The 19,333-nt window shown below is 55.4% G+C and carries 27 protein-coding genes; 15 read left to right on the forward strand and 12 right to left on the reverse strand.

Going from position 1 to position 19,333, the window contains the following annotated elements; translation table 11 throughout:
• Positions 1-8: 8 nt before the first annotated feature.
• A complete protein-coding gene (locus G0034_RS10650) occupies positions 9-803 on the reverse strand; it encodes an SDR family NAD(P)-dependent oxidoreductase (RefSeq protein ID WP_045135147.1) in 795 nt (264 codons plus the stop codon).
• 96 nt (positions 804-899) lie between these two features.
• Here G0034_RS10650 and G0034_RS10655 point away from each other — a divergent pair, with 96 nt between their 5' ends.
• Entirely contained in the window at positions 900-1,268 is a 369-nt protein-coding gene (locus G0034_RS10655) for a MerR family transcriptional regulator (protein WP_045135148.1), read from the forward strand.
• Positions 1,269-1,290: 22 nt separating this feature from the next.
• Here the strand turns inward: G0034_RS10655 and G0034_RS10660 are convergent, their stop codons facing one another.
• On the reverse strand, positions 1,291-2,202 hold the full coding sequence (locus G0034_RS10660) for a LysR family transcriptional regulator (protein ID WP_179120843.1): 912 nt from the start codon (positions 2,200-2,202) through the stop codon (positions 1,291-1,293).
• A gap of 99 nt (positions 2,203-2,301) precedes the next feature.
• On the opposite strand from G0034_RS10660, the gene G0034_RS10665 reads away from it, so the two are divergent.
• Both G0034_RS10665 and G0034_RS10670 read left to right on the forward strand, forming a co-directional pair.
• Complete coding sequence (locus G0034_RS10665; RefSeq protein ID WP_179120844.1) at positions 2,302-3,405, forward strand: alkene reductase; 1,104 nt, start codon at positions 2,302-2,304, stop codon at positions 3,403-3,405.
• A 20-nt stretch (positions 3,406-3,425) separates the two neighbouring features.
• The gene (locus G0034_RS10670; protein ID WP_179121328.1) at positions 3,426-3,965 is read left to right on the forward strand and encodes an ester cyclase; all 540 of its coding nucleotides are present in this window, start codon (positions 3,426-3,428) and stop codon (positions 3,963-3,965) included.
• A gap of 40 nt (positions 3,966-4,005) precedes the next feature.
• On the opposite strand, the gene G0034_RS10675 is transcribed toward G0034_RS10670, so the two are convergent.
• Positions 4,006-4,473: a nuclear transport factor 2 family protein gene (locus G0034_RS10675; RefSeq protein WP_014883739.1), complete on the reverse strand. Its 468-nt coding sequence runs from the start codon at positions 4,471-4,473 to the stop codon at positions 4,006-4,008.
• A 104-nt stretch (positions 4,474-4,577) separates the two neighbouring features.
• On the opposite strand from G0034_RS10675, the gene G0034_RS10680 reads away from it, so the two are divergent.
• Complete coding sequence (locus G0034_RS10680) at positions 4,578-5,156, forward strand: TetR/AcrR family transcriptional regulator (RefSeq protein WP_179120845.1); 579 nt, start codon at positions 4,578-4,580, stop codon at positions 5,154-5,156.
• Positions 5,157-5,170: 14 nt separating this feature from the next.
• On the opposite strand, the gene G0034_RS10685 is transcribed toward G0034_RS10680, so the two are convergent.
• The gene (locus G0034_RS10685; protein WP_166479279.1) at positions 5,171-5,323 is read right to left on the reverse strand and encodes a phosphoglycerate mutase; all 153 of its coding nucleotides are present in this window, start codon (positions 5,321-5,323) and stop codon (positions 5,171-5,173) included.
• 125 nt (positions 5,324-5,448) lie between these two features.
• On the opposite strand from G0034_RS10685, the gene G0034_RS10690 reads away from it, so the two are divergent.
• Positions 5,449-5,850 carry a VOC family protein gene (locus tag G0034_RS10690; protein WP_121527845.1) on the forward strand — a complete coding sequence of 134 codons (402 nt, stop codon included), beginning with the start codon at positions 5,449-5,451 and terminating at the stop codon, positions 5,848-5,850.
• Positions 5,851-5,868: 18 nt separating this feature from the next.
• Here the strand turns inward: G0034_RS10690 and G0034_RS10695 are convergent, their stop codons facing one another.
• Complete coding sequence (locus G0034_RS10695; RefSeq protein WP_023330351.1) at positions 5,869-6,627, reverse strand: hypothetical protein; 759 nt, start codon at positions 6,625-6,627, stop codon at positions 5,869-5,871.
• 1 nt (position 6,628) lies between these two features.
• Positions 6,629-6,826, reverse strand: a complete 198-nt coding sequence (locus tag G0034_RS10700; protein WP_069602063.1) for a hypothetical protein — start codon at positions 6,824-6,826, stop codon at positions 6,629-6,631.
• Between the two features lie 259 nt (positions 6,827-7,085).
• On the opposite strand from G0034_RS10700, the gene G0034_RS10705 reads away from it, so the two are divergent.
• From G0034_RS10705 to G0034_RS10740, 8 genes are read left to right on the forward strand one after another with little or no spacing between them, the layout of a single operon-like run.
• Positions 7,086-7,520, forward strand: coding sequence for a nuclear transport factor 2 family protein (locus G0034_RS10705; protein WP_014883743.1), 435 nt, complete (start codon positions 7,086-7,088; stop codon positions 7,518-7,520).
• A complete protein-coding gene (locus tag G0034_RS10710) occupies positions 7,517-8,236 on the forward strand; it encodes an SDR family NAD(P)-dependent oxidoreductase (protein WP_014883744.1) in 720 nt (239 codons plus the stop codon). Before G0034_RS10705 ends, G0034_RS10710 begins: the two co-directional genes overlap by 4 nt.
• Positions 8,233-9,492: an NAD(P)/FAD-dependent oxidoreductase gene (locus tag G0034_RS10715; protein WP_179120846.1), complete on the forward strand. Its 1,260-nt coding sequence runs from the start codon at positions 8,233-8,235 to the stop codon at positions 9,490-9,492. Before G0034_RS10710 ends, G0034_RS10715 begins: the two co-directional genes overlap by 4 nt.
• Before the next feature lies 1 nt (position 9,493).
• Positions 9,494-10,216 (forward strand): DUF1365 domain-containing protein, encoded by a 723-nt coding sequence (locus G0034_RS10720; RefSeq protein WP_014883746.1) that lies wholly within the window; start codon positions 9,494-9,496, stop codon positions 10,214-10,216.
• Positions 10,213-11,433, forward strand: coding sequence for an SAM-dependent methyltransferase (locus tag G0034_RS10725; protein ID WP_014883747.1), 1,221 nt, complete (start codon positions 10,213-10,215; stop codon positions 11,431-11,433). Before G0034_RS10720 ends, G0034_RS10725 begins: the two co-directional genes overlap by 4 nt.
• A complete protein-coding gene (locus tag G0034_RS10730; RefSeq protein ID WP_014883748.1) occupies positions 11,430-11,915 on the forward strand; it encodes a DUF2878 domain-containing protein in 486 nt (161 codons plus the stop codon). The genes G0034_RS10725 and G0034_RS10730 overlap by 4 nt, the downstream gene beginning before the upstream one ends.
• The gene (locus G0034_RS10735; RefSeq protein ID WP_014883749.1) at positions 11,912-12,436 is read left to right on the forward strand and encodes a hypothetical protein; all 525 of its coding nucleotides are present in this window, start codon (positions 11,912-11,914) and stop codon (positions 12,434-12,436) included. The genes G0034_RS10730 and G0034_RS10735 overlap by 4 nt, the downstream gene beginning before the upstream one ends.
• Positions 12,433-12,960: a DUF3833 domain-containing protein gene (locus G0034_RS10740; RefSeq protein WP_014883750.1), complete on the forward strand. Its 528-nt coding sequence runs from the start codon at positions 12,433-12,435 to the stop codon at positions 12,958-12,960. The genes G0034_RS10735 and G0034_RS10740 overlap by 4 nt, the downstream gene beginning before the upstream one ends.
• Before the next feature lie 2 nt (positions 12,961-12,962).
• On the opposite strand, the gene G0034_RS10745 is transcribed toward G0034_RS10740, so the two are convergent.
• Together G0034_RS10745 and G0034_RS10750 are read right to left on the reverse strand one after the other, a co-directional pair.
• Positions 12,963-13,421 carry a DMT family transporter gene (locus tag G0034_RS10745; protein WP_023330358.1) on the reverse strand — a complete coding sequence of 153 codons (459 nt, stop codon included), beginning with the start codon at positions 13,419-13,421 and terminating at the stop codon, positions 12,963-12,965.
• Positions 13,422-13,424: 3 nt separating this feature from the next.
• Positions 13,425-13,859, reverse strand: coding sequence for a DMT family transporter (locus tag G0034_RS10750; RefSeq protein ID WP_014883752.1), 435 nt, complete (start codon positions 13,857-13,859; stop codon positions 13,425-13,427).
• A 95-nt stretch (positions 13,860-13,954) separates the two neighbouring features.
• Between G0034_RS10750 and G0034_RS10755 the strand changes: the two genes are divergently transcribed.
• A complete protein-coding gene (locus G0034_RS10755; protein WP_023330359.1) occupies positions 13,955-14,887 on the forward strand; it encodes a LysR family transcriptional regulator in 933 nt (310 codons plus the stop codon).
• 4 nt (positions 14,888-14,891) lie between these two features.
• On the opposite strand, the gene G0034_RS10760 is transcribed toward G0034_RS10755, so the two are convergent.
• Both G0034_RS10760 and G0034_RS10765 read right to left on the reverse strand, forming a co-directional pair.
• Positions 14,892-15,920, reverse strand: a complete 1,029-nt coding sequence (locus G0034_RS10760) for a methionine synthase (RefSeq protein ID WP_058690003.1) — start codon at positions 15,918-15,920, stop codon at positions 14,892-14,894.
• A 23-nt stretch (positions 15,921-15,943) separates the two neighbouring features.
• Positions 15,944-16,918 (reverse strand): DUF1852 domain-containing protein, encoded by a 975-nt coding sequence (locus tag G0034_RS10765; RefSeq protein ID WP_014883755.1) that lies wholly within the window; start codon positions 16,916-16,918, stop codon positions 15,944-15,946.
• Positions 16,919-17,217: 299 nt separating this feature from the next.
• Between G0034_RS10765 and G0034_RS10770 the strand changes: the two genes are divergently transcribed.
• Positions 17,218-17,757, forward strand: coding sequence for a DUF2058 domain-containing protein (locus G0034_RS10770; protein WP_032636630.1), 540 nt, complete (start codon positions 17,218-17,220; stop codon positions 17,755-17,757).
• Between the two features lie 7 nt (positions 17,758-17,764).
• Here G0034_RS10770 and G0034_RS10775 read toward each other — a convergent pair whose 3' ends face one another.
• Both G0034_RS10775 and azoR read right to left on the reverse strand, forming a co-directional pair.
• Positions 17,765-18,451 carry an RluA family pseudouridine synthase gene (locus G0034_RS10775; RefSeq protein WP_023330362.1) on the reverse strand — a complete coding sequence of 229 codons (687 nt, stop codon included), beginning with the start codon at positions 18,449-18,451 and terminating at the stop codon, positions 17,765-17,767.
• 89 nt (positions 18,452-18,540) lie between these two features.
• Positions 18,541-19,146, reverse strand: coding sequence for an FMN-dependent NADH-azoreductase (gene azoR, locus G0034_RS10780; RefSeq protein ID WP_008502313.1), 606 nt, complete (start codon positions 19,144-19,146; stop codon positions 18,541-18,543).
• Between the last annotated feature and the right edge of the window lie 187 nt (positions 19,147-19,333).

Genomic DNA, 19,333 nt, shown 5'->3' on the forward strand with positions numbered 1-19,333 from the left:
GGTTTTGCTTAAGTCGATCGTGGACGCAATACTTTTTCAGCGATGAGTAACAGACGCTTACGCGTGACAAACCGGTATAACTGCCCCAGAAGCCAGTTACTGCATCCGGTGATCAGGTAGTTACGGTTGGTATCGACCGCCTTCAACGCCAGCGTAACCACCTTATCCGCTGGCATCCTTTTACCCACCGAGGCTTCTTCCGCATTCACCACATCAAAAAAAGCCGTATCCGTTGCCCCCGGGCAAAGCGCCAACACGCGAATGCCCTTTGCACGGTACTCTCCCCAAAGCGCATTTGAAAAGGAGAGCAGGAAGGCTTTGGTCGCGCCATAAATGGCCATATAGGGATCCGGTTGCATCGCGGCCGTTGAGGCCACATTAATTACCACTCCTGCGCCTTTGCGGAGCATTTCCGGTAGCAAAGCGTGAGTCAGTGCCACGGGGGCCACGCAGTTCACATATATCTCATCACGTTGCCTGTCGATCGACAGCGCTTCGAAGGGGCCATAGGTGGCGAACCCGGCGCAATTAATCAGAATGTCGGGGAAGCGCCTCAGGAGGCCCAGCCGTTCCGCGATGCGGGGAACGGCATCTGATTCCACTAAGTCCTGCACGATAATAGTGATTGATACGCCATGCTTTTTGGCCAGCTCTGCGGCAAGCGCCTGTAGCTTTGGCTCCGAGCGGGCAACCAGGATCAACGACACGCCGCGGGCAGCGAGTTGCCTGGCGAAATCACGACCTATTCCCGACGATGCCCCGGTAATCAACGCTATTTTTCCTGAATAATCAAAAATATTCATACCTCAAATCCCGTTTCCCTGATATGTGTATCACAGGATAAACCGTGCACTTAAGTACACGGTCAAGCGTGATTTTGAAAAGGGGAGGACGACGCGATGCGCATTGGCGAACTGTGTGTGAAAACGGGCTTATCGAAGGAGACGGTCCGTTACTACGAAAGGCAAGGGTTGCTGGAGAAAATCCCGCAACCGAATCGCAGCAACAACTACAAAGTCTACTCCGCCGTCGATTTACAGCGTTTGAAAATGATCAAGCATGCCAAAATGCTGGGCTTTACCCTGGCCGAAATTTCGGATGTTTTAGCTGTCTGGGTCGACGATAAATTTACCGCTGAGCAAAAACAAAGCGCGCTGCGCCGCAAGTTGCAACAGCTGGAAGAGAAGGAAGCCGCATTAACTGAACTCAGATCCAGGCTGGTCAACGCCCTGGATAAGGTGGGTCAGCCTTGTGTCGATGAATTTTAAGCGGGTCTAATCAACATTCACGCTACCGTTTTTTTAGCCAGTCGAGAAAAAACTGGCTAAAGGCCGTGACCTGAAGCGGCTGCAGTTTACGCTGCGGGTAAACAAACTGTAGCCCGACATCTTTGCGGTCGTATCGGCTAAAACCGGTAAAACTGTCAGCAAACAGGACGGTGAGTCTTCCGGCCTCAACATCGTCCTTCACATCCCACCAGGATTTCCCCGCAATGCCAGCGCCGCTGAGCGCCCACTGACGAAGCAATGCCCCGTCGTCGCACACCATGGCTGGCTCTACGCGAACGACACTTTCCTCGCCATCTTTTTCAAAGCGCCATTCGTTCATCACCACGCCCTGAGACTCAAGTGCAAGGCATCGGTGATGGGCTAACTCCGCAAATGTGGCGGGGACGCCGCGGTTGCTAAGATACGCCGCAGAGGCCACCAGCACCCGATGATTTGGGCGGATGTTTCTGACGACCAGGCTGCTGTCCGGCAGGTTACCGAAACGCACGCTCATATCCAGCCGGTTAGCGACCAGATCTTCAACATGTTCTCTTAACGCGATGAAAAATTTCACGTCAGGATGCTGTCGGGAAAATTCCACCACGGCGGGGCTAAGATACTGTCTGCCAAAATCCGAGGGGGCAGAAAGGCGAATATTGCCGCTGAGGACGCCCTCTTTTTGCGTCAGGAGCGACTCGGCATGGCGCATCTCTTCCAGCACGCGCAGCGCGGCATGATAAAACTCTTCTCCGGCACGGGTCAGCGTGATGGATCGCGTTGAACGGTGAAACAGGCGAGTCTGGTAACGTTCTTCAATCGCCTTCAGTCTGGCCGTCATGGTCGCAGGAGAGAGCGACAGCCGTCGTCCGGCGGCGGAAAGCCCCCCGGCCTCGGCCACTTCAACCAGCAATGCCATATCTTCAAGCTTGCCCATTATTCATATTTTCCGAAAAGTGCATCAGTTTTCAGTGTAATTATCAAAATGCAATACCGCCTGTAAAGTGATTTCATCCAAACCATAAGGGATGAAAACATGAACCGTTCCTCACTTTTTGACCGTTACCGGTTGGGTCAGCAGGACCTGAAAAATCGTATCGTTATGGCACCGATGACCCGCGCGCGTTCCCTTCAGCCAGGCAATATTCCCTCGTCGCTGATGGCGGAATACTACCGGCAGCGGGCCAGCGCGGGATTAATCATCACCGAAGCCACCCAGATCTCCCCGCAGGGCCAGGGATACTCCTGGACTCCCGGCATCCATTCGCCGGAGCAGGTTTCAGGATGGCAACTCACGACGGGGGCCGTGCATCAGGCGGGCGGGGTGATTTTTTCTCAGCTCTGGCACGTCGGGCGAATGTCGCACGCCAGTTTTCATCAGGATGGTCTGCCCGTGGCCCCGTCAGCGCTGGCACCGGACGCGAAAGTGTGGGTGGTGAACGAAAAGGGCGAAGGCCAAATGGTTGACTGCCCGCAGCCAAGAACGCTGACGCGCAAAGACATTCACGGCATCATCGCGGACTATCGCCAGGCGGCACTGAATGCCGTCCAGGCCGGCTTTGATGGCGTGGAAGTTCACGGCGGAAACGGCTATTTGATTGACCAGTTCCTGCGTCAAACCTCCAATAAACGCACGGACGAGTATGGCGGCACGCTTGCTAACCGGATCCGCTTTGCCCAGGAGGCCTTGAACGCGATTGCGGAGGCCATTGGCCCCGAGCGAACGGGCATCCGCCTTTCGCCGTTTATTACCCAGCGGGGGATGAATGACCCGCAGGTGATCGACGCCATCCTCGCTCTGGCGGCCTGGTGCGAACAACACGGGATAGCATTCATCCACCTGGCGGAAGCCGACTGGGACGACGCGCCGCAGGTACCCGACACTTTCCGTCAATCCCTGCGCGAGACGTTTAGCGGAACGCTTATCGTCGCGGGCAACTATGACCTTAACAAAGCCGAACAAATACTTACGGCTGGCTATGCCGATTTGATTGCCTTCGGACGGCCATTTATTGCCAACCCGGATTTACCCCACCGGCTGGCGCACAAGTTGCCGCTGGCCCAGGTGCGCGATCCCGCCACGCTGTTTGGTGGCAGTGCGACGGGATATACCGATTATCCCACCTTGCCGTTATCCTGATAAATGATTGAGAGAAAATGATGAACTATTCAACCTGTTTTCGTTCTGTTTTATTGCCGCTTATTTTTATCGGTCTGTCGGGCGCTGCTTATTCGGCGCAGGAGGAGTGGGTGAAACCACAGCAGCTGATTGTCGATAAAAGCCTGCCGCAGGCGCAATTAGCCGCGAATGAGGCTGCAGCCAGAAAATATGCAACGTTCTGGAATACGGGGACGCCGTCTCTGGCGCGTGAAGCGCTTGCAGTTAACTTTATTGATAAAACGCCGCCGGAAGGGCGTAAGCAGGGCCCCGAGGGCGCTATTTTAGCCTCCCGGGCATTTCGTACTGCCGTACCTGATTTGCGCTGTGACGTTGAGCAGATGGTTATTTCCGGTAATCGTGTGGTCTCCCATTTACGTTTTCACGGCACGTTTACCGGAACATTTGGCGAGCTGAAAGGAAAGGGGCAGAAAATAGATTTTATCGCCACGGATATCTATGAAATTAATGACGGTAAAATTGTGGCTAACTGGCATATTGAGGACAACCTGACGCTGATGAAACAGCTGGGCGCACTGTAAATTCATCACTCCGGGGGCGCCCCGGAGTGATGCGAAAATCCTATAACCCCAGATCGCTCAGCGAGGGGTGATCGTCCGGGCGTCTGCCCTGCGGCCAGTGGAACAGTCGCTCAGATTCTTTTATTGGCATATCGTTCACGCAGGCAAAACGACGCTTCATCAACCCGTCCGCTTCAAACTCCCAGTTTTCATTGCCGTAGGAACGGTACCAGTTGCCGGAATCATCATGCCATTCATAAGCATAGCGCACCGCGATCCGGTTATCCGTAAATGCCCAGAGCTCCTTAATCAGGCGGTAACCCAGCTCTTTTTTCCACTTCCGTTCCAGAAACGCCTGCGCTTCTTCACGGTTGGTGGCGAATTCTGCGCGGTTGCGCCATTGGGTATCCAGCGAATAGGCCAGCGCGACTTTTGCCGGGTCGCGACTGTTCCAGCCGTCTTCGGCGAGTCTGACTTTTTCGATGGCGCTTTCACGGGTGAAGGGCGGTAAAGGAGGGCGTGTATTCATGGCGATTACCTCAGTGTTATATTATGTAGACAGATCTGTCTACTTGCGTTAATCTATGCCTGAAAAATAACGTTGTCAATATCCCTTTTTGAGGCTGCCGAAAAATGAAAACAGAACCCGCAAGCAACGAGACAAAAATCAGCGTCAGGGATAAAATATTACGTACCGCTCACGATCTCTTTTATTCCACGGGCTTTAAGGCAACGGGCGTGGATACGTTGATTAAAGAGGCGAAAGTGACCAAGGTAACTTTCTATCGCCACTTTCCGAGTAAGAGTTTATTGATTCTCGCCTATTTGCACTATCGGCATGAAATATGGATGAACTGGTTTGAAGCCTCATTGCGGCGTAATCTCAACGCCGGTCAGACATCGTCAGAGGCATTATCTGCCACCCTTTACGAATGGTTTGTTTCACCCGAGTTTCACGGCTGCGCGTTTATTAACGCCAGTGCAGAGGCGAAGTCTGAAGATATTGAAAGTGAAATAAAGGCGATATGCCGTGACCATAAACTCGAAACAAAGAAAATGATTACGTCGCTGACGAAGATCGCTGATGAGCGCGTGATCAACGAAATCATGTTGCTTATTGACGGCGCCATTATTCATGCGCAAATGGGCGTGGAGATGGATGCTGTCCTCCACTCGTTATCACGCGGTCTGGAACAGTTAATGGAAAAATAAGCTTTTCCGGGGGCTTAACGGCTGTAAATACCCGCACCCCAGTAACCGGTACGGGGGCGGGTCTGTTCTTTCCAGCCAGATGCGAGCAGTTCTTTCGCAATATACCGGTTGATAATTCCGTGTCCCATCAGCAGGACGGGTGCGTCGGCATCCTTCGCTGCCTTCATCAGGATCCCCGCCGCCTTAGCGGCACGGATTTTTGCGACGCTAACCGATCTATAAAATATTTTTATGCGCGCGTATTCTGTGGGAATGCGCTGGGCATAACCATTCAGGGTAAAGGAAACGGAAAATGAGAACACAGAAGCGATGTCTGGGGTGCGTGGCTATTGTGGTTGATGACTACGATCGTGCAATTGAATACTACACCGACAAGCTGGGGTTTACCCTTGTCGAGGACACGCCGCAGCAGGATAAACGCTGGGTCGTCGTCACGCCAAATCCGGAAAGCGACTGCAATATTCTGCTGGCACGGGCTTCTAATGAGAGGCAGGAAGCCTTTATCGGCAATCAATGCGGTGGCCGGGTTTTCCTGTTCCTTCAGACGGATGATTTTTGGAGCGATTACCATGCCATGAAAGAAAAAGGCGTTCATTTCTGTGAAGCACCTCGTGAGGAAGAGTACGGTACGGTGGTGGTGTTTGAAGATCTCTACGGCAACCGCTGGGACCTCTTTCAAAAGGCCCAGGGCTGAATCGCACCAGAATATTGGTCACTCCCGCTGCGCCAGAGACAGCGCGCTGGCGCTGGCGGGATCGAACAGTGACAGGCTCTCAATCTGATTGAGTAAAATCACCTTTCGGAATGACATAGCGCTGCGGGGTTCGGAGTCGAGCGTAATGTCATGCTCCGCATACCACTTGCTGTAATTATTCTCGATGCGCAAATTCATTGTCTTCTCGTCTCTGTACCCGCTTAACATCGGTATCAGCACAATATTGGCCGTGTTTTCGTATTCCAGCGTCGCGGTGTGGATCATGCCGATATATATCCGCCGCGACCGAAGCGTCACCTGCGCCAGCTCGCCTTGCTCCATACACTGATAGAGCAGTTGTTCAATACCGCTCGACTGGGCAAGCCGTTTGTAGAGCTTTTTCCGGCTTTCACCGTCCAGCCTGGCGCTGCCTGCCCAGTTGGAGCGATAGAGGCAAAACAGGATGGCAAACGCCAGCATCACGACCACAGGCGCCTGAATGCCTAAAAAACTCCAGTTCATAAAGTCGATTTGCCAGTCGGTATATTTCGGTGAGGCAAAGTGAAAGGCGTTATTGGCGGCAGAAAGGGCGAGAAGCAGGAGCCAAAGCAGTCCCGTGGCAACCACGCCCTGGAGCACGAAAATACAGCCATAAAGCGCAACAAGGAAATAGACGTCCCAGCCGAAAGAGCGCTTGATTTTAAAGCGCGTCGACAGATCGCGACTGGTGTACCAGTACCCGCATACCATCAGCACCATAAATATCGCCGTTCCCATATCAGGCCCTCTTCAACGCGTTGACGTGACGCAGAAAATCCTGCCGTACCTCATTGCTTTTGTAGTTCACCGATGCATTCCCGTCCTGGTCGATGATGATGCGGTCACCATCCTCCACGGCTTCGATGATCTCCTGCTGACTCATCACCTGCAGCAAGGATTCAGGGCTTGAGAAAAGCGAGAAAAAGAAACGTCTCATGTCAGATATCCTTATGAATTTAAAAGGGTAAGCCTGGAAGAAGATTGAGGGATTTGCCTTAAGGTTAAACTGAAAAAACAAAGCCGGGTGGCGGCTACGCCTTACCCGGCCTACAAAAGACAATTTTTTGCCTGACATTAACTTATTGATATATTTAAAATATTAAAAATAGATATGCACAAACTTGGACAAATAACGTTAATTGTGTAAGTTTTAATTATGCGATTACGCCACGTTGTTTACAGCCAGGATGTGACCCATGAGCACTTTGCCCTCTGTCGTGAGTCGGTTTGTTGAGTACTACAGCGCACTGGATAGCCAGCCGCCCTCCGCACTGGTCGGGCTTTATCATTCGGATGCCACGCTAATCGATCCGTTCGGCGAGCACGACGGTATCTTTGCGCTTCAGCGCTATTTCACCCATCTGCTGGCGAATGTCGAAAACTGCCGTTTTACCATCGATCCACCGCTGTGCAGTGAAAACCGCTTTGTTGTGACCTGGGTGATGCACTGGTCGCACCCGCGCATCGCCGGAGGGGACCCGCTCGAACTGCCGGGCTGTTCGGTGGTGGACACGGAAAAGGGTCTTATCACGCGTCAGCGCGACTACTACGATGCGGGAGAGATGATCTACGAACATCTTCCGCTGCTGGGCTGGGCGGTACGCGGCGTGAAGCGGAGGGTGAAATCATGAAAACGGTACTGATCACCGGCGCAAGCTCGGGTATTGGCGCCGGGCTGGCGACCTCCTTCGCCGCGGAGGGGTACCACGTGATTGCCTGTGGGCGGGATCCTGCGCGCCTTGAAGCCTTGCATCAGACCTGCCCCAATCTCACAGTTCGCCTGTTCGATATGACAGACAGGGACGCCTGTCGCCAGGCGCTGAGCGGCGTTTACGCCGATCTGGTTATTCTCTGCGCCGGTACCTGCGAGTACCTCGATCGGGGCGTAGTGGACGCGGCGCTGGTGGAGCGGGTTATGAACACCAATTTCCTCGGCCCGGTGAACTGTCTTGCCGCGTTGCAGCCGCAGCTGGTTGCCGGCAACCGCGTGGTGCTGGTGAGTTCGATGGCCCACTGGCTTCCGTTCCCGCGGGCAGAAGCCTACGGCGCGTCTAAAGCCGCGCTGAGCTGGTTTGCGGACAGTCTGCGCCTGGACTGGGAGCCCAAAGGGATTGCCGTCACGGTGATCTCCCCAGGCTTTGTCGATACCCCCCTGACGCGCAAAAACGATTTCGCCATGCCGGGCAGGGTGAGCGTTGACGAGGCGGTCAAGGCGATCCGTTCCGGACTGGCGAAAGGGAAAATGCACATCGCGTTTCCCACCCGGTTCGGCTTCATTTTGCGACTGCTCTCCAGGCTACCCGCGTTTTTGCAGCGCACACTGCTGCGCAGGATGGTACGTTCATGAAGATTGCGATTATCGGCAGCGGAATTGCCGGGCTGACCTGCGCCTGGCGGCTGGCCGGTCACCATCAGGTGACCCTGTTTGAAGCGGGCGCCACGCCTGGCGGCCATACCGCAACGGTAGATGTCTCGACGCCACAGGGCACCTGGGCGATTGATACCGGCTTTATCGTCTACAACGACCGGACCTATCCGCGCTTTATGGGCCTGCTCAGCGAGCTCGGCATCAGCGGGCAAAAAACGCAGATGAGCTTTTCGGTGCACAACCCCCAGACGGGGCTAGAGTACAACGGACACACCCTGACGTCGCTGTTTGCCCAGCGCCGAAACCTGGTGAATCCGGCATTCTGGCGTCTGCTCGGAGAGATCGTCCGCTTTAATCGGCTGGCAAAACAGGCGCTGGAAGGGGCCGTGGATCCGCACGCCACGCTGGAGACGTTTCTGCAACAGCATGGCTTCACGCCGTTTTTTGCGCGCCACTACATTCTGCCGATGGGCGCCGCCATCTGGTCGTCGTCGTTGCAGGAGATGAAGCGTTTCCCGCTGCCGCTCTTCCTGCGCTTTTTTAATCATCATGGTCTGCTGGATATTACCCATCGTCCGCAGTGGTACGTGGTACCGGGCGGCTCGCGGGAGTACATCCGCGCCATGCTGGAAAAGCTGGGCGACCGCCTGACGTTACGCCTGAACGCGCCGGTGCAGCGTGTCAGCCGCCACAAAGACGGGGTCACGCTTCAGCTCGAAAACGCCAGCCATACCTTCGATCAGGTGATTTTTGCCTGCCACTCCGCCGAGGCGCTGGCCATGCTTGAGGCGCCGACGCCAGCAGAGCGAGAGGTGCTGGGGGATATCGGCTGGCAGCGCAACGAGGTAATTTTGCACAGCGATCCGCGCTGGCTGCCGGTACGCAAGCGCGCGTGGGCCAGCTGGAACTACCGCCTGAGCGAGCATGAGCAGGCCAGCGCCTGCGTCACCTACAACATGAACATTCTGCAAGGGCTGCCAGAGGGGAGCCCGCTGTTCTGCGTCACCCTGAACCCGGAAACGCCGGTGGATGAACGCTTCGTGTTACAGCGCTTTGTTTATGAACATCCGCTGTTTAACCCGCAAAGCTGGCGGGCGCAGGCGCGTCGCGGTGAAATCAACGGTCACCAGCGAAGCTGGTTCTGCGGGGCTTACTGGTACAACGGTTTTCACGAGGATGGCGTGCGCAGCGCGCTGGACGTGGTCAACGCGATCGCGGCCGGAGAGGGGAACTGAGATGAACAGCTGCCTCTATCACGGCGTATTACGCCACCGCCGCCTCCAGCCGAAAACCCACGAATTTCGCTACAGCGTCTTTATGGCCTGGCTGGATCTGGATGAACTGCCACTGCTGGCAGACGTCGGCGTACGGCGCAATCGCTTCGCCGCCGCCGCGTTTTATGACACGGACTATCCGCTGGGTACGCCGCTCAAAGAGAACGTCCTGAACACGCTGGAGGGGCTCACCGGAGAACGTCCCGGCGGACGAGTCATGCTCCTGACGCAGCTGCGCTATTTCGGGTTTCATTTCAATCCGGTCAACTTTTACTACTGCTATGACGAGAAGGGGACGTTGGGCTGGGTGCTGGCGGAGGTCCGCAACACGCCGTGGAACGAGCGGCATTACTATGCCGTCAACGGACAGGACGCGCAGCCGACGGAAAAAGCGTTTCACGTTTCCCCCTTCAACCCAATGGACATGATCTACCACTGGCGCTTCAACAACCCGGATAACACGTTGCATATGCACATTGAAAATCATCAGGACGCGAAGGTGTTTGACGCCACGCTGGCGCTACGCCGGGAGCCTCTGACGCGTCCGGCACTGCGTGCGTTACTGCTGCGCATTCCACTGATGACCCTGAAAACCGTTTTCGCTATTTACTGGCAGGCGCTGAGGCTGTGGCTCAAGCGCGTGCCGCTGCATAACCATCCCGTCAGCAGGAGTGAACGCTCATGACCGATCCCGTCTTTGCGCTAGAACCCGATATCCCGCGCAACGTCCGCATTGCGCGTTGGCTGCTTTTCCGTCTGTTAAGCGGTATTCGTGGCGGCTCGCTCACGCTGCGTGAAGGGGCACAGACATTCCATTTTGGCGAGACATCCTCCGCGCTGCACGCCGACATTCAGATCCTCGCGCCCGGCGTCTACTGGCGCGTCTTAACGGGCGGGAGCCTTGCCGCCGCAGAAGCCTGGATGGATGGCGAATGGGAAACCACGCAACTCACGCCGCTTCTGGAAATCCTGGCCCTTAATGGCGAGGTGCTTGGCCGTCTGGAGAAAGGGTTCCGGCTGCTCGGTAGACCGCTGGAGCGGCTGCGCCACTGGACGCGGCGCAATTCCCGGGCCCAGGCGCGTGAAAATATTGCCGCGCATTACGACCTGGGCAATACCTTTTATTCACATTTTCTGGATAAGGAGCTGCTTTACTCCAGCGCGCTGTTTACTGCGGATGAGCAGGATCTCACGGCGGCGCAGCAGGCCAAAATGGCGCGTCTGTGCGAACAGCTGGCGCTGTGTGAGTCCGATCACCTGCTGGAGATCGGTACCGGCTGGGGGGCGATGGCGGAATACGCGGCACGTCACTACGGCTGTCGGGTAACCACCACCACGCTGTCGCAGGAGCAGTATATCTGGGCAACCGAGCGGATCGCCCGCGCCGGGTTGCAGGACCGCGTTGAGGTTCTGCTTTGTGATTATCGCGACCTCACCGGGCAGTACGACAAGCTGGTCTCGATAGAGATGATTGAAGCCGTCGGGCAACGCTACCTGCCCGTGTTCTTCCGAACCTGTCAGGCGCGGCTGCGCCCGGGTGGCCGGATGGCGATTCAGGCCATTACCATTCAGGACCAGCGCTACCGCGACTACAGCAAAAGCGTCGATTTTATCCAGCGCTACATTTTCCCCGGCGGCTTCCTGCCGAGCATCACAGCGATGAATGAGCTGATGACGCGCCACACCGATTTTGTGGTCCGTAACCTCTTTGACATGGGGCCAGACTATGCCCGCACGCTGGCCCACTGGCGGCAGCGCTTTGTTCATGCCTGGCAGGAGATTGAAAAGCTCGGCTTCGACGAACGGTTCCGCCGTATGTGGCTGTACTACTTTGGCTACTGCGAAGCCGGGTTTAACGCCCGCACCATCAGCGTGGTGCAACTGACCGCCGAACGCGTATGAGACGTTATCTTCAGGTCTTTCTGCTGGCCGTCGGGTTCGATCTTTACTGGGCGCTGGTGGTGATCTTTCGTGAGCAGGGCCTGATTATCTGGCTTGCGCTGGCGGTGCTCGCCTGCCTGTTTTTGCCGCCGGTATACCGCCTTTACGCCATCGGTCTGGCGGCAGCGGGCAGCGTACTGGATGCGCTCTGGGCGTTGACGGGGCTGATTGCCTTCACCGGCGAGTCCCTGATGCCGCTATGGATGGTGGCATTGTGGCTGATGTTCGCCACCGTCTGGACACAGCTTGCTCGCACGACCACGTTACCCGGCTGGCTGCTGACGCTGCTGGCCGCCGTGGGAGGGCCGGTGGCGTACCTGATTGGCGAGCGGCTGGGTGCTATCACCTTTCAGGAGCCGACCTTTATCGTCGTCAGCTGGATGGTGCCGGGCTGGCTGGTATTAATGTTGTTTTTCCACCTGCTGATGGGGAGACAAAAATGAGAGCAGCGGTTTTCCTCCTTTGGCTGACGATGGTGATCCCTGCGGCCCACGCCGCCGACTGGCTGGCCTGGCGTAAGGTGGGTGACGCCACGCTCACCTGGGGCCCGTTTACGGTTTATACCTCCCAGCTGCGCACGCCGGACGGTCGCTACCGCGCGGCGGATCAGGATCAGGCGTTGATTATCACCTACGCGCGCGACATTGAACGTGATGAACTGGTGGAGGCCACGCGCGATCAGTGGCAGGCGCAGGGGATTTTGCAGCGGGAGCCGCAAAGCGAAGGCTGGTTACAGATGCTTCGTTCGCTGTGGCCGGATGTCCGGCCGGGCTCACAGCTGGCGTTTGTCCTCGATGATAAGCAGGGACAGTTCTGGTACCGCGCGTCAGCAACGCAGAAAAGCTTTATTCCACTTGGCCCGCGCCAGTCAGAAGCATTCAGCACGCGCTTTCTGGCCATCTGGCTCGATCCCCGCACGCAATATCCTGAACTGCGTCAGCAGTTACTTGGAGGACAAAAATGAAACGTTTCCTGATGATGGTGCTGGCATTGACCATGCTGCTGGCAGGCTGTAGCACAGAGGTGGCCGAGTATCGCCAGCAGCAGCCACGGCTTGATATCTTCGACTACTTCCAGGGGAAAACCGAAGCGTGGGGCATGGTGCAGGATCGCAGCGGTAAACAGATCCGCCGCTTTCACGTGGAGATTGCCGGGGATGTTATCGGCGATACGCTGACGCTCAATGAGCACTTCGTGTATGACGATGGCGAGAAGCAACAGCGGGTATGGCACATCCGCAGGCTGGGGAACGATCGCTACGAGGGAACGGCGGGGGATATCGAAGGGGTCGCTACGGGGCAGGCGGCAGGTAACGCCTTTAACTGGCATTACAGCATGAAGGTCAAAGCCAACGGCAGTAGCTGGCTATTGAAGTTTGACGACTGGATGTACCTGCAGGATGAGACCCATCTGTTTAATAAAACCGAGATGAAGAAATTTGGCGTCACCGTCGCCACGGTGACGCTGTTCTTTACCCGGAAGACGTGAGTCTAGTCGCGGGCGCTGTAGATTTTGCTGCTCGAGTAGATGAAATACAGTGCAATCCCCAGGCAGATAACCGCGCCCAGACGGCTCGGCGAAAAGGGAATAGCGGGATTACCCAACCAGCCAAAGTTATCTATCAACATGCTCATGGTGAGCTGGCCGAATATCACCGCCACCGTGGCGACGGCGGTGCCGATGCGCTGTACGGCAAGCACCATAATCACGATATAGGGCACGCCAAACATCGCGCCGAGGAGCTGCCATTTGGGTACGTCCAGCAGCGTGACCGCATGCTTAGGCTCAAAGAAAAATATGAGCAGGGCGGTCACCAGTGCGCCGACGGAAAAGGTCAGAAACGCGCTTTTGAATACCCCCACGCTGCTGCCGAGCTGTCCGTTAATCGCGGCCTGAATGCTCAGCGTAGCGCCGCCGCAAACGGCGAGAAGAATCATAATCAGTGTCATACGTTACCCCTGTGCGACCAGAACCAGTGCCGCAATGATGAACCCCAGTGCAATAATGCGCTTCGCATTTATCTTTCTGTGCGGCGAGCCCAGCAGACCGTAGTGGTCAATGATCAGGCTTTTAAAGACCTGACCGGCCAAAATCCCAATCATGGTCATTGCGATGCCGATGGCGGGTGTCGCAACGGTCAGGATGACCACGTACACCGGGCCGAGCACGCCGCCGAGCAACTGCCAGCCGGGCTGGGCAAAAAACGAGGGGCTGTTACGCGGGCTAAAAAACAGCATCAGTAAAAACGTCAGTGCGGCACCGACCCCAAAAATACTGAACGTGGCCCATAAGTCGCCCACTTCGCCCCCCAGTGGCCCCAGTAATCCCGCCTCAATGGAGAGACCCATCCCTCCGGCTATCACCAGTAAAATCAACACAAACTGCATAACGCTTCCTCCGTTTTAAGGCGAAGAAGATTACGTCGGTCGTCCAGTGAGAAAAATGCCATAATGCAGGAAACACCTTTGCAGGAAATGCATTAATGTTCGATGCCAGTAATATCAACGTCCGCGCGCTGCTGATCTTTATTGAGGTCTATGAAGCGCAGAATTTCTCCGTTGTCGCGCGGCGGCAGGGGATATCAGCCTCACAGATATCGCGCGTTATTCACCAGCTTGAGGATGCCCTCGGTCAGCAGCTGTTCTACCGCAATACGCGCGCGGTGATCCCCACAGAAAGTGGTCATCTGTTTATCCGCTATGCCCGGGCGATGGTCGAAAACGTCGAAGAGGCGCGGCGTGAGCTGGATGAACGTTCGTCGGAACCATCCGGCACAATTCGCATTAATGGGCCGGTATTTTTTGGGCAGAGGCATGTTGCGCCAGGCCTGGCGGAGCTGACCGAGCGTTATCCGCGGTTAAACATTGAGCTCACGCTGACCGATGACTTTATCGACCCGCACCGGGATGCGGCCGATCTTATCTTTCGCATTGGCATGTTGACGGACTCGACGTTCCACGCCCGCATTTTTGGTCAGCAGCGTTACCACCTTGCCGCGTCGCCCGCGTATCTGCGCAAACACGGTGTGCCGGACGATCCGGCCACGCTGAGCGATCATCAATGTCTGGTCTATCGCGGTTCGTCCGGGCCTAACCGCTGGCTGGTGCGTCGCGAGGGGGAGAACTGGATACACTATCCGGTGGTGGCGCGGATGACATCCAATAATGCGGAGTCGTTGCTCACTGCCGCGCTGGGCGGGATGGGGATCGTCCTGTTTCCGGACTGGCTGATTGGCGACAGGCTCCAGCGGGGAGAGCTTGTCGCACTTCTGCCGGAAATGGCGTGTGCGATCAACACGGAGCCGCTGAACATTGCGGCGATCTATCCACATGCACGTCATCCGCCCCTGAACGTCAGGGCGGTGATTGATTATTACGTCGAACGCTTTGGTACGCCGCCGTACTGGCAAACGTAAAGGATTACGCGCCGAGCTCTTTGCGGATAATCTCTGCGCCTGCGCTGAGGGCTCTCAGCTTACCGTTTGCGACGTGACGGGAAAGGGGGGCCATACCGCAGTTGGTCGAAGGGTAAAGCTTGTCGGCATCGACAAACTGCAGCGCTTTACGCAGGGTATCGGCGACTTCCTCCGGCGTTTCAACGGTGTTCGTTGCCACATCAATCGCGCCAACCATCACTTTTTTACCGCGGATCAGCGCCAGCAGATCCATCGGCACGCGGGAGTTGTGGCACTCCAGAGAGATAATGTCGATGTTCGAGGTCTGCAGCTTAGGGAAAGCCTCTTCGTACTGGCGCCACTCAGAGCCGAGCGTTTTTTTCCAGTCGGTATTGGCTTTGATGCCGTAGCCATAGCAGATATGGACCGCAGTTTCGCACTTCAGCCCTTCAATGGCGCGTTCCAGCGCGGCGATGCCCCAGTCGTTGACCTCGTCAAAAAAGACGTTAAATGCCGGTTCGTCGAACTGGATAATATCCACGCCTGCAGCCTCTAGCTCCCGCGCTTCCTGATTGAGGATTTTGGCGAATTCCCAGGCCAGCTTTTCGCGGCTTTTATAGTGCGCGTCGTAAAGGGTGTCGATCATGGTCATCGGTCCGGGGAGGGCCCATTTGATCGGCTTATCCGTGAGCTGGCGCAGGTACTTTGCATCGTCGACGAATACCGATTTCTGACGTGCCACAGCAGAAACCACGGTCGGCACGCTGGCGTCATAACGGTTACGAATGCGTACCGTCTGGCGGTTTTCAAAATCCACGCCGCTCAGGTGTTCGATAAAGGTGGTGACGAAGTGCTGGCGGGTCTGTTCGCCGTCGCTGACAATGTCGATTCCCGCACGGATCTGCTCATCCAGTGACAAACGCAGCGCATCCTGTTTTCCTGCCAGTAATTCCTGATCCTCTAATTTCCACGGAGACCACAGCGTTTCAGGTTGTGCAAGCCAGGTCGGCTTAGGCAGGCTGCCAGCCGTAGACGTCGGGAGCAATGTTTTCATAATAAAAGACCTATTTTGATGAATTAAAGCGTGTAGTTATCAGACCACTGCTCAAGAATGTGTTTATAAGGCTTAATAAAGTATTCTTCGGTGAATCGACCCTGTTCAATCGCCAGACGGCTTCGTTCTTCACGGTCATAAACAATTTTGGTGAATGAGTGATCCTGCTGGTTCAGATCCGGTCGGAAGCACAGTCCCGCCGACGAGTTGGCGTTATAAATTTCCGGGCGATAGATTTTCTGAAACGTTTCCATCGTGCTGATGGTGGCGATCAGTTCAAGATTGCTGTAATCATTCAGCAAATCACCGGTATAAAAGAACGCAAAAGGCGCCACGCTGTTTTCTGGCATGAAATAGCGCACCTTCAGGCCCATTTTGGCAAAGTACAGTTCCGTTAATGACTCGCCATCCGGCTGATACTCAATGCCAAGTACAGGATGCTGGTTGCCGGTGCGGCGGTAGGTGTCTTTGCTGGAAACGCTGAGGCAGATCACCGGTCCTTTTCTGAAGTTCTCTTTGTATTCCGGCGAACTCACAAAATGGCGGAATATGTTGCCGTGCAATTCACCAAACTTTTCCGGAACGCTGAAGTGCTGTTGGTTCTTGTTATGTTCCAGCAGCAGAACGCTGAAATCATAATCCCGCACGTAAGACGAAAAGTTATTGCCGACAATCCCCGGGATACGCAGGTTGTTTTTCTTGTCGACGATGGTGGTTTGCAATATCTCAATGGCCGGGAACGGCTTATCCGCACCAATGTTCAGATCGACGGAGATAATTTCAAGTTCAACCGCGTAGCGATCGGCGTTGGGGTTATCCCAGCGCGCCAGTGCGTTGAAGCGGTTATTGATCATCACCAGGGTATTGCGCAGGTTTTCCTGACGCTTTTCTCCGCGCGCCAGGTTGGCAAAGTTGGTGGTGGTACGCGTATTTTCTGACGGGTTGTAATTCTCATCGAAGCAACTGCGCTTAAGGGTATAGGTGAAAGCTTTGCTCATTGTCGTTATGCATCCTAAGTTCATGTTGCTAAGAAGTTACCGATGCATAATTTATGCCTGACCCCGCGGCGCAGGGGAAGTGACTTAATTTCACTGCAACATGAGCGAAGTTCATGAAGCGTGATACTCGCGTGTCGCTGCCTTCTTGCCGGGTGGCGCTGCGCTTACCCGGCCTACGGTTCAGCGTCGTATATGTGCTTTGCCGTCGCCGTTAACCCGCTGTAGAGGATTGGCATTTTTTTATTTCTGTTCAATTCCCGCTATAATCCCCAAAATTTCCAACCGGTTTAGAAACGATCATGACAAAACTCACCTTACAAGAGCAGATGCTGAAAGCGGGCCTCGTTAGCAGCAAGAAAGCGGCGAAAGTGCAGCGTACGGCAAAGAAATCACGCGTTCAGGCTCGTGAGGCGCGCGAAGCAGTGGAAGAGAATAAAAAAGCGCAGATCGAGCGTGACAAGCAGCTCAGCGAACAGCAGAAGCAGGCCGTGCTGGCAAAAGAGTTTAAAGCACAGGTGAAGCAGCTGATTGAGATGAACCGCATCACCGTGGCGAAAGGCAATATCACCTTTAACTTCACTGACGGTAATCTGATCAAAAAACTCGACGTCGACAAGCAAACCCAGACTCAGCTGATCAACGGCCGTCTGGCGATTGCGCGTCTGGTGATTAACGCCAGCGGCGACTGTGAATACGCGATTATCCCGGCAGTCGTGGCCGATAAAATTGCCCAGCGTGATGCCGACTGCATTGTGTTAAACAGCGCGCTCAGTCAGGAAGAGCAGGATGAAGACGATCCCTACGCGGACTTCAAAATCCCTGACGATTTGATGTGGTAAACCGCCGTCAGAACGGGGCGGTGTGACGGGCAGTAACCGGCTCGCCGCTCACCGGATGAATAAAATTCAGCTCGCAGGCATGCAGCATCAGCCGGGGCGTGATTTCCGCCCCCGGCGCGTCAAGACCGCCATACAGATCGCAGCCCAGAATCGGGTGCCCCAACTGCTGGCAATGAATACGCAGCTGATGGGTTCGCCCGGTTTCCGGGGTAAGCGTCACCCGCGTTAACGGCACTCCCGTTCCCTGATAAAAACGTTCCACCACCCGATAGCGGGAGCGGGCGGGTTTACCGTTAATGGCGCAGATTGACATCAGCGGGAACAGCGCCGGATCTTTGGCAATCGGGGCATCTATCACGCCCTCATCGTTTTCCAGATGTCCGCAAAGCAAGGCGCTGTAAACTTTCTCCACGCTGCGCTGGCTGAACTGCTGGCAGAGCGCCGCATTGATCGCTTTGTTACGCGCAATCACCATCAGCCCGGACGTGCCGAAATCGAGACGATGTACCAGCGTGCAGCCCGGGAACGTCTGAACCAGACGATAATGGACAGAATCAAGGTTTTGTGGATTTTTCCCCGAGAGGCTGAGCAGACCGGAAGGCTTATTGATCAGCAGCAGATGTTCATCCTGCCAGAGGATCTCGATGTCGTCATGACACGGTGGGGCAATAAAAGAATCAATAATCGCAGACATCAGGCCGCCCGGCTGGAGAGTGGGAGCGGATGATAACGAAATGTGGAGAAAAGAAAAACCCTCCCACCGGGCGGTGAGAGGGGGAAATCTTAGGCGGCAACCAGGCTGTCGATCGCGGCTTTCGCGTCGGTCTGCGCTTTCGTTGCCACTTCAGGACCGTAAGCGATGCCTTCCGCGAACACGAAGTTCACGTCAGTGATGCCGATGAAGCCCAGGAACAGGCTCAGGTACGGCGCAACCAGGTCGGTTGGGGTGTCTTTATGGATACCGCCGCGGCTGGTCAGTACGATCGCACGTTTGCCTTTCACCAGACCTTCAGGGCCGTTTTCAGTGTAACGGAAGGTTACGCCAGCACGCGCCACCAGGTCGAAGTAGTTCTTCAGCTGAGTAGGGATGTTGAAGTTGTACATTGGGGCGTTAATCACGATAACGTCGTGCGCCTGCAGCTCAGCAATCAGTTCGTCGGACAGGGCCAGGGCTTCCTGCTGACGCGGGCTCAGCGGAGCATCGCTCGGACGCAGCGCGCCAACCAGTTCACCGTCCAGCACAGGAATAGGGTTTGCCGCCAGGTCGCGCACGGTGATTTCGTCAGCGGAATGCTGTTCACGCCACTGTTCAACGAAATAATCAGACAGCTGACCAGACTGAGAGTACCCTGCCAGAATACTGGATTTCAACACTAATACTTTGCTCATGGGTGATTCCTGTTTTTGCATTTGATTGAAGGGGGTTGCCCCGTTGCTTGTTGACACTCTATTCACAATCCTGCCACAGAGATAGCGCAATATATCGAAGCCTATGTTCGAATTTTTTGAATAAGGCGCAGAAAGCGTCAATGTGGTACTCTATAGCAATCATTAAAAAGAGATTTTACCCGGCAGA

This window comes from Enterobacter sp. T2 (assembly GCF_010692925.1).
GTDB lineage: Bacteria > Pseudomonadota > Gammaproteobacteria > Enterobacterales > Enterobacteriaceae > Enterobacter > Enterobacter kobei.

What these genes read in the sequence shown, in the direction of transcription:
- G0034_RS10650 (WP_045135147.1), bottom strand. Translation starts at nt 803, where the DNA reads ATGAATATTTTTGATTATTCAGGAAAAATAGCGTTGATTACCGGGGCA.
- G0034_RS10770 (WP_032636630.1), top strand. Translation starts at nt 17,218, where the DNA reads ATGACAAAACTCACCTTACAAGAGCAGATGCTGAAAGCGGGCCTCGTT.
- G0034_RS10705 (WP_014883743.1), top strand. Translation starts at nt 7,086, where the DNA reads ATGAGCACTTTGCCCTCTGTCGTGAGTCGGTTTGTTGAGTACTACAGC.
- G0034_RS10750 (WP_014883752.1), bottom strand. Translation starts at nt 13,859, where the DNA reads ATGCAGTTTGTGTTGATTTTACTGGTGATAGCCGGAGGGATGGGTCTC.
- G0034_RS10715 (WP_179120846.1), top strand. Translation starts at nt 8,233, where the DNA reads ATGAAGATTGCGATTATCGGCAGCGGAATTGCCGGGCTGACCTGCGCC.
- G0034_RS10730 (WP_014883748.1), top strand. Translation starts at nt 11,430, where the DNA reads ATGAGACGTTATCTTCAGGTCTTTCTGCTGGCCGTCGGGTTCGATCTT.
- G0034_RS10675 (WP_014883739.1), bottom strand. Translation starts at nt 4,473, where the DNA reads ATGAATACACGCCCTCCTTTACCGCCCTTCACCCGTGAAAGCGCCATC.
- G0034_RS10695 (WP_023330351.1), bottom strand. Translation starts at nt 6,627, where the DNA reads ATGGGAACGGCGATATTTATGGTGCTGATGGTATGCGGGTACTGGTAC.
- G0034_RS10690 (WP_121527845.1), top strand. Translation starts at nt 5,449, where the DNA reads ATGAGAACACAGAAGCGATGTCTGGGGTGCGTGGCTATTGTGGTTGAT.
- G0034_RS10670 (WP_179121328.1), top strand. Translation starts at nt 3,426, where the DNA reads ATGAACTATTCAACCTGTTTTCGTTCTGTTTTATTGCCGCTTATTTTT.
- G0034_RS10740 (WP_014883750.1), top strand. Translation starts at nt 12,433, where the DNA reads ATGAAACGTTTCCTGATGATGGTGCTGGCATTGACCATGCTGCTGGCA.
- G0034_RS10660 (WP_179120843.1), bottom strand. Translation starts at nt 2,202, where the DNA reads ATGGGCAAGCTTGAAGATATGGCATTGCTGGTTGAAGTGGCCGAGGCC.
- G0034_RS10680 (WP_179120845.1), top strand. Translation starts at nt 4,578, where the DNA reads ATGAAAACAGAACCCGCAAGCAACGAGACAAAAATCAGCGTCAGGGAT.
- G0034_RS10725 (WP_014883747.1), top strand. Translation starts at nt 10,213, where the DNA reads ATGACCGATCCCGTCTTTGCGCTAGAACCCGATATCCCGCGCAACGTC.
- G0034_RS10665 (WP_179120844.1), top strand. Translation starts at nt 2,302, where the DNA reads ATGAACCGTTCCTCACTTTTTGACCGTTACCGGTTGGGTCAGCAGGAC.
- G0034_RS10735 (WP_014883749.1), top strand. Translation starts at nt 11,912, where the DNA reads ATGAGAGCAGCGGTTTTCCTCCTTTGGCTGACGATGGTGATCCCTGCG.
- G0034_RS10755 (WP_023330359.1), top strand. Translation starts at nt 13,955, where the DNA reads ATGTTCGATGCCAGTAATATCAACGTCCGCGCGCTGCTGATCTTTATT.
- G0034_RS10720 (WP_014883746.1), top strand. Translation starts at nt 9,494, where the DNA reads ATGAACAGCTGCCTCTATCACGGCGTATTACGCCACCGCCGCCTCCAG.
- G0034_RS10760 (WP_058690003.1), bottom strand. Translation starts at nt 15,920, where the DNA reads ATGAAAACATTGCTCCCGACGTCTACGGCTGGCAGCCTGCCTAAGCCG.
- G0034_RS10710 (WP_014883744.1), top strand. Translation starts at nt 7,517, where the DNA reads ATGAAAACGGTACTGATCACCGGCGCAAGCTCGGGTATTGGCGCCGGG.
- G0034_RS10685 (WP_166479279.1), bottom strand. Translation starts at nt 5,323, where the DNA reads ATGAAGGCAGCGAAGGATGCCGACGCACCCGTCCTGCTGATGGGACAC.
- G0034_RS10775 (WP_023330362.1), bottom strand. Translation starts at nt 18,451, where the DNA reads ATGTCTGCGATTATTGATTCTTTTATTGCCCCACCGTGTCATGACGAC.
- G0034_RS10745 (WP_023330358.1), bottom strand. Translation starts at nt 13,421, where the DNA reads ATGACACTGATTATGATTCTTCTCGCCGTTTGCGGCGGCGCTACGCTG.
- G0034_RS10655 (WP_045135148.1), top strand. Translation starts at nt 900, where the DNA reads ATGCGCATTGGCGAACTGTGTGTGAAAACGGGCTTATCGAAGGAGACG.
- G0034_RS10765 (WP_014883755.1), bottom strand. Translation starts at nt 16,918, where the DNA reads ATGAGCAAAGCTTTCACCTATACCCTTAAGCGCAGTTGCTTCGATGAG.
- G0034_RS10700 (WP_069602063.1), bottom strand. Translation starts at nt 6,826, where the DNA reads ATGAGACGTTTCTTTTTCTCGCTTTTCTCAAGCCCTGAATCCTTGCTG.
- azoR (WP_008502313.1), bottom strand. Translation starts at nt 19,146, where the DNA reads ATGAGCAAAGTATTAGTGTTGAAATCCAGTATTCTGGCAGGGTACTCT.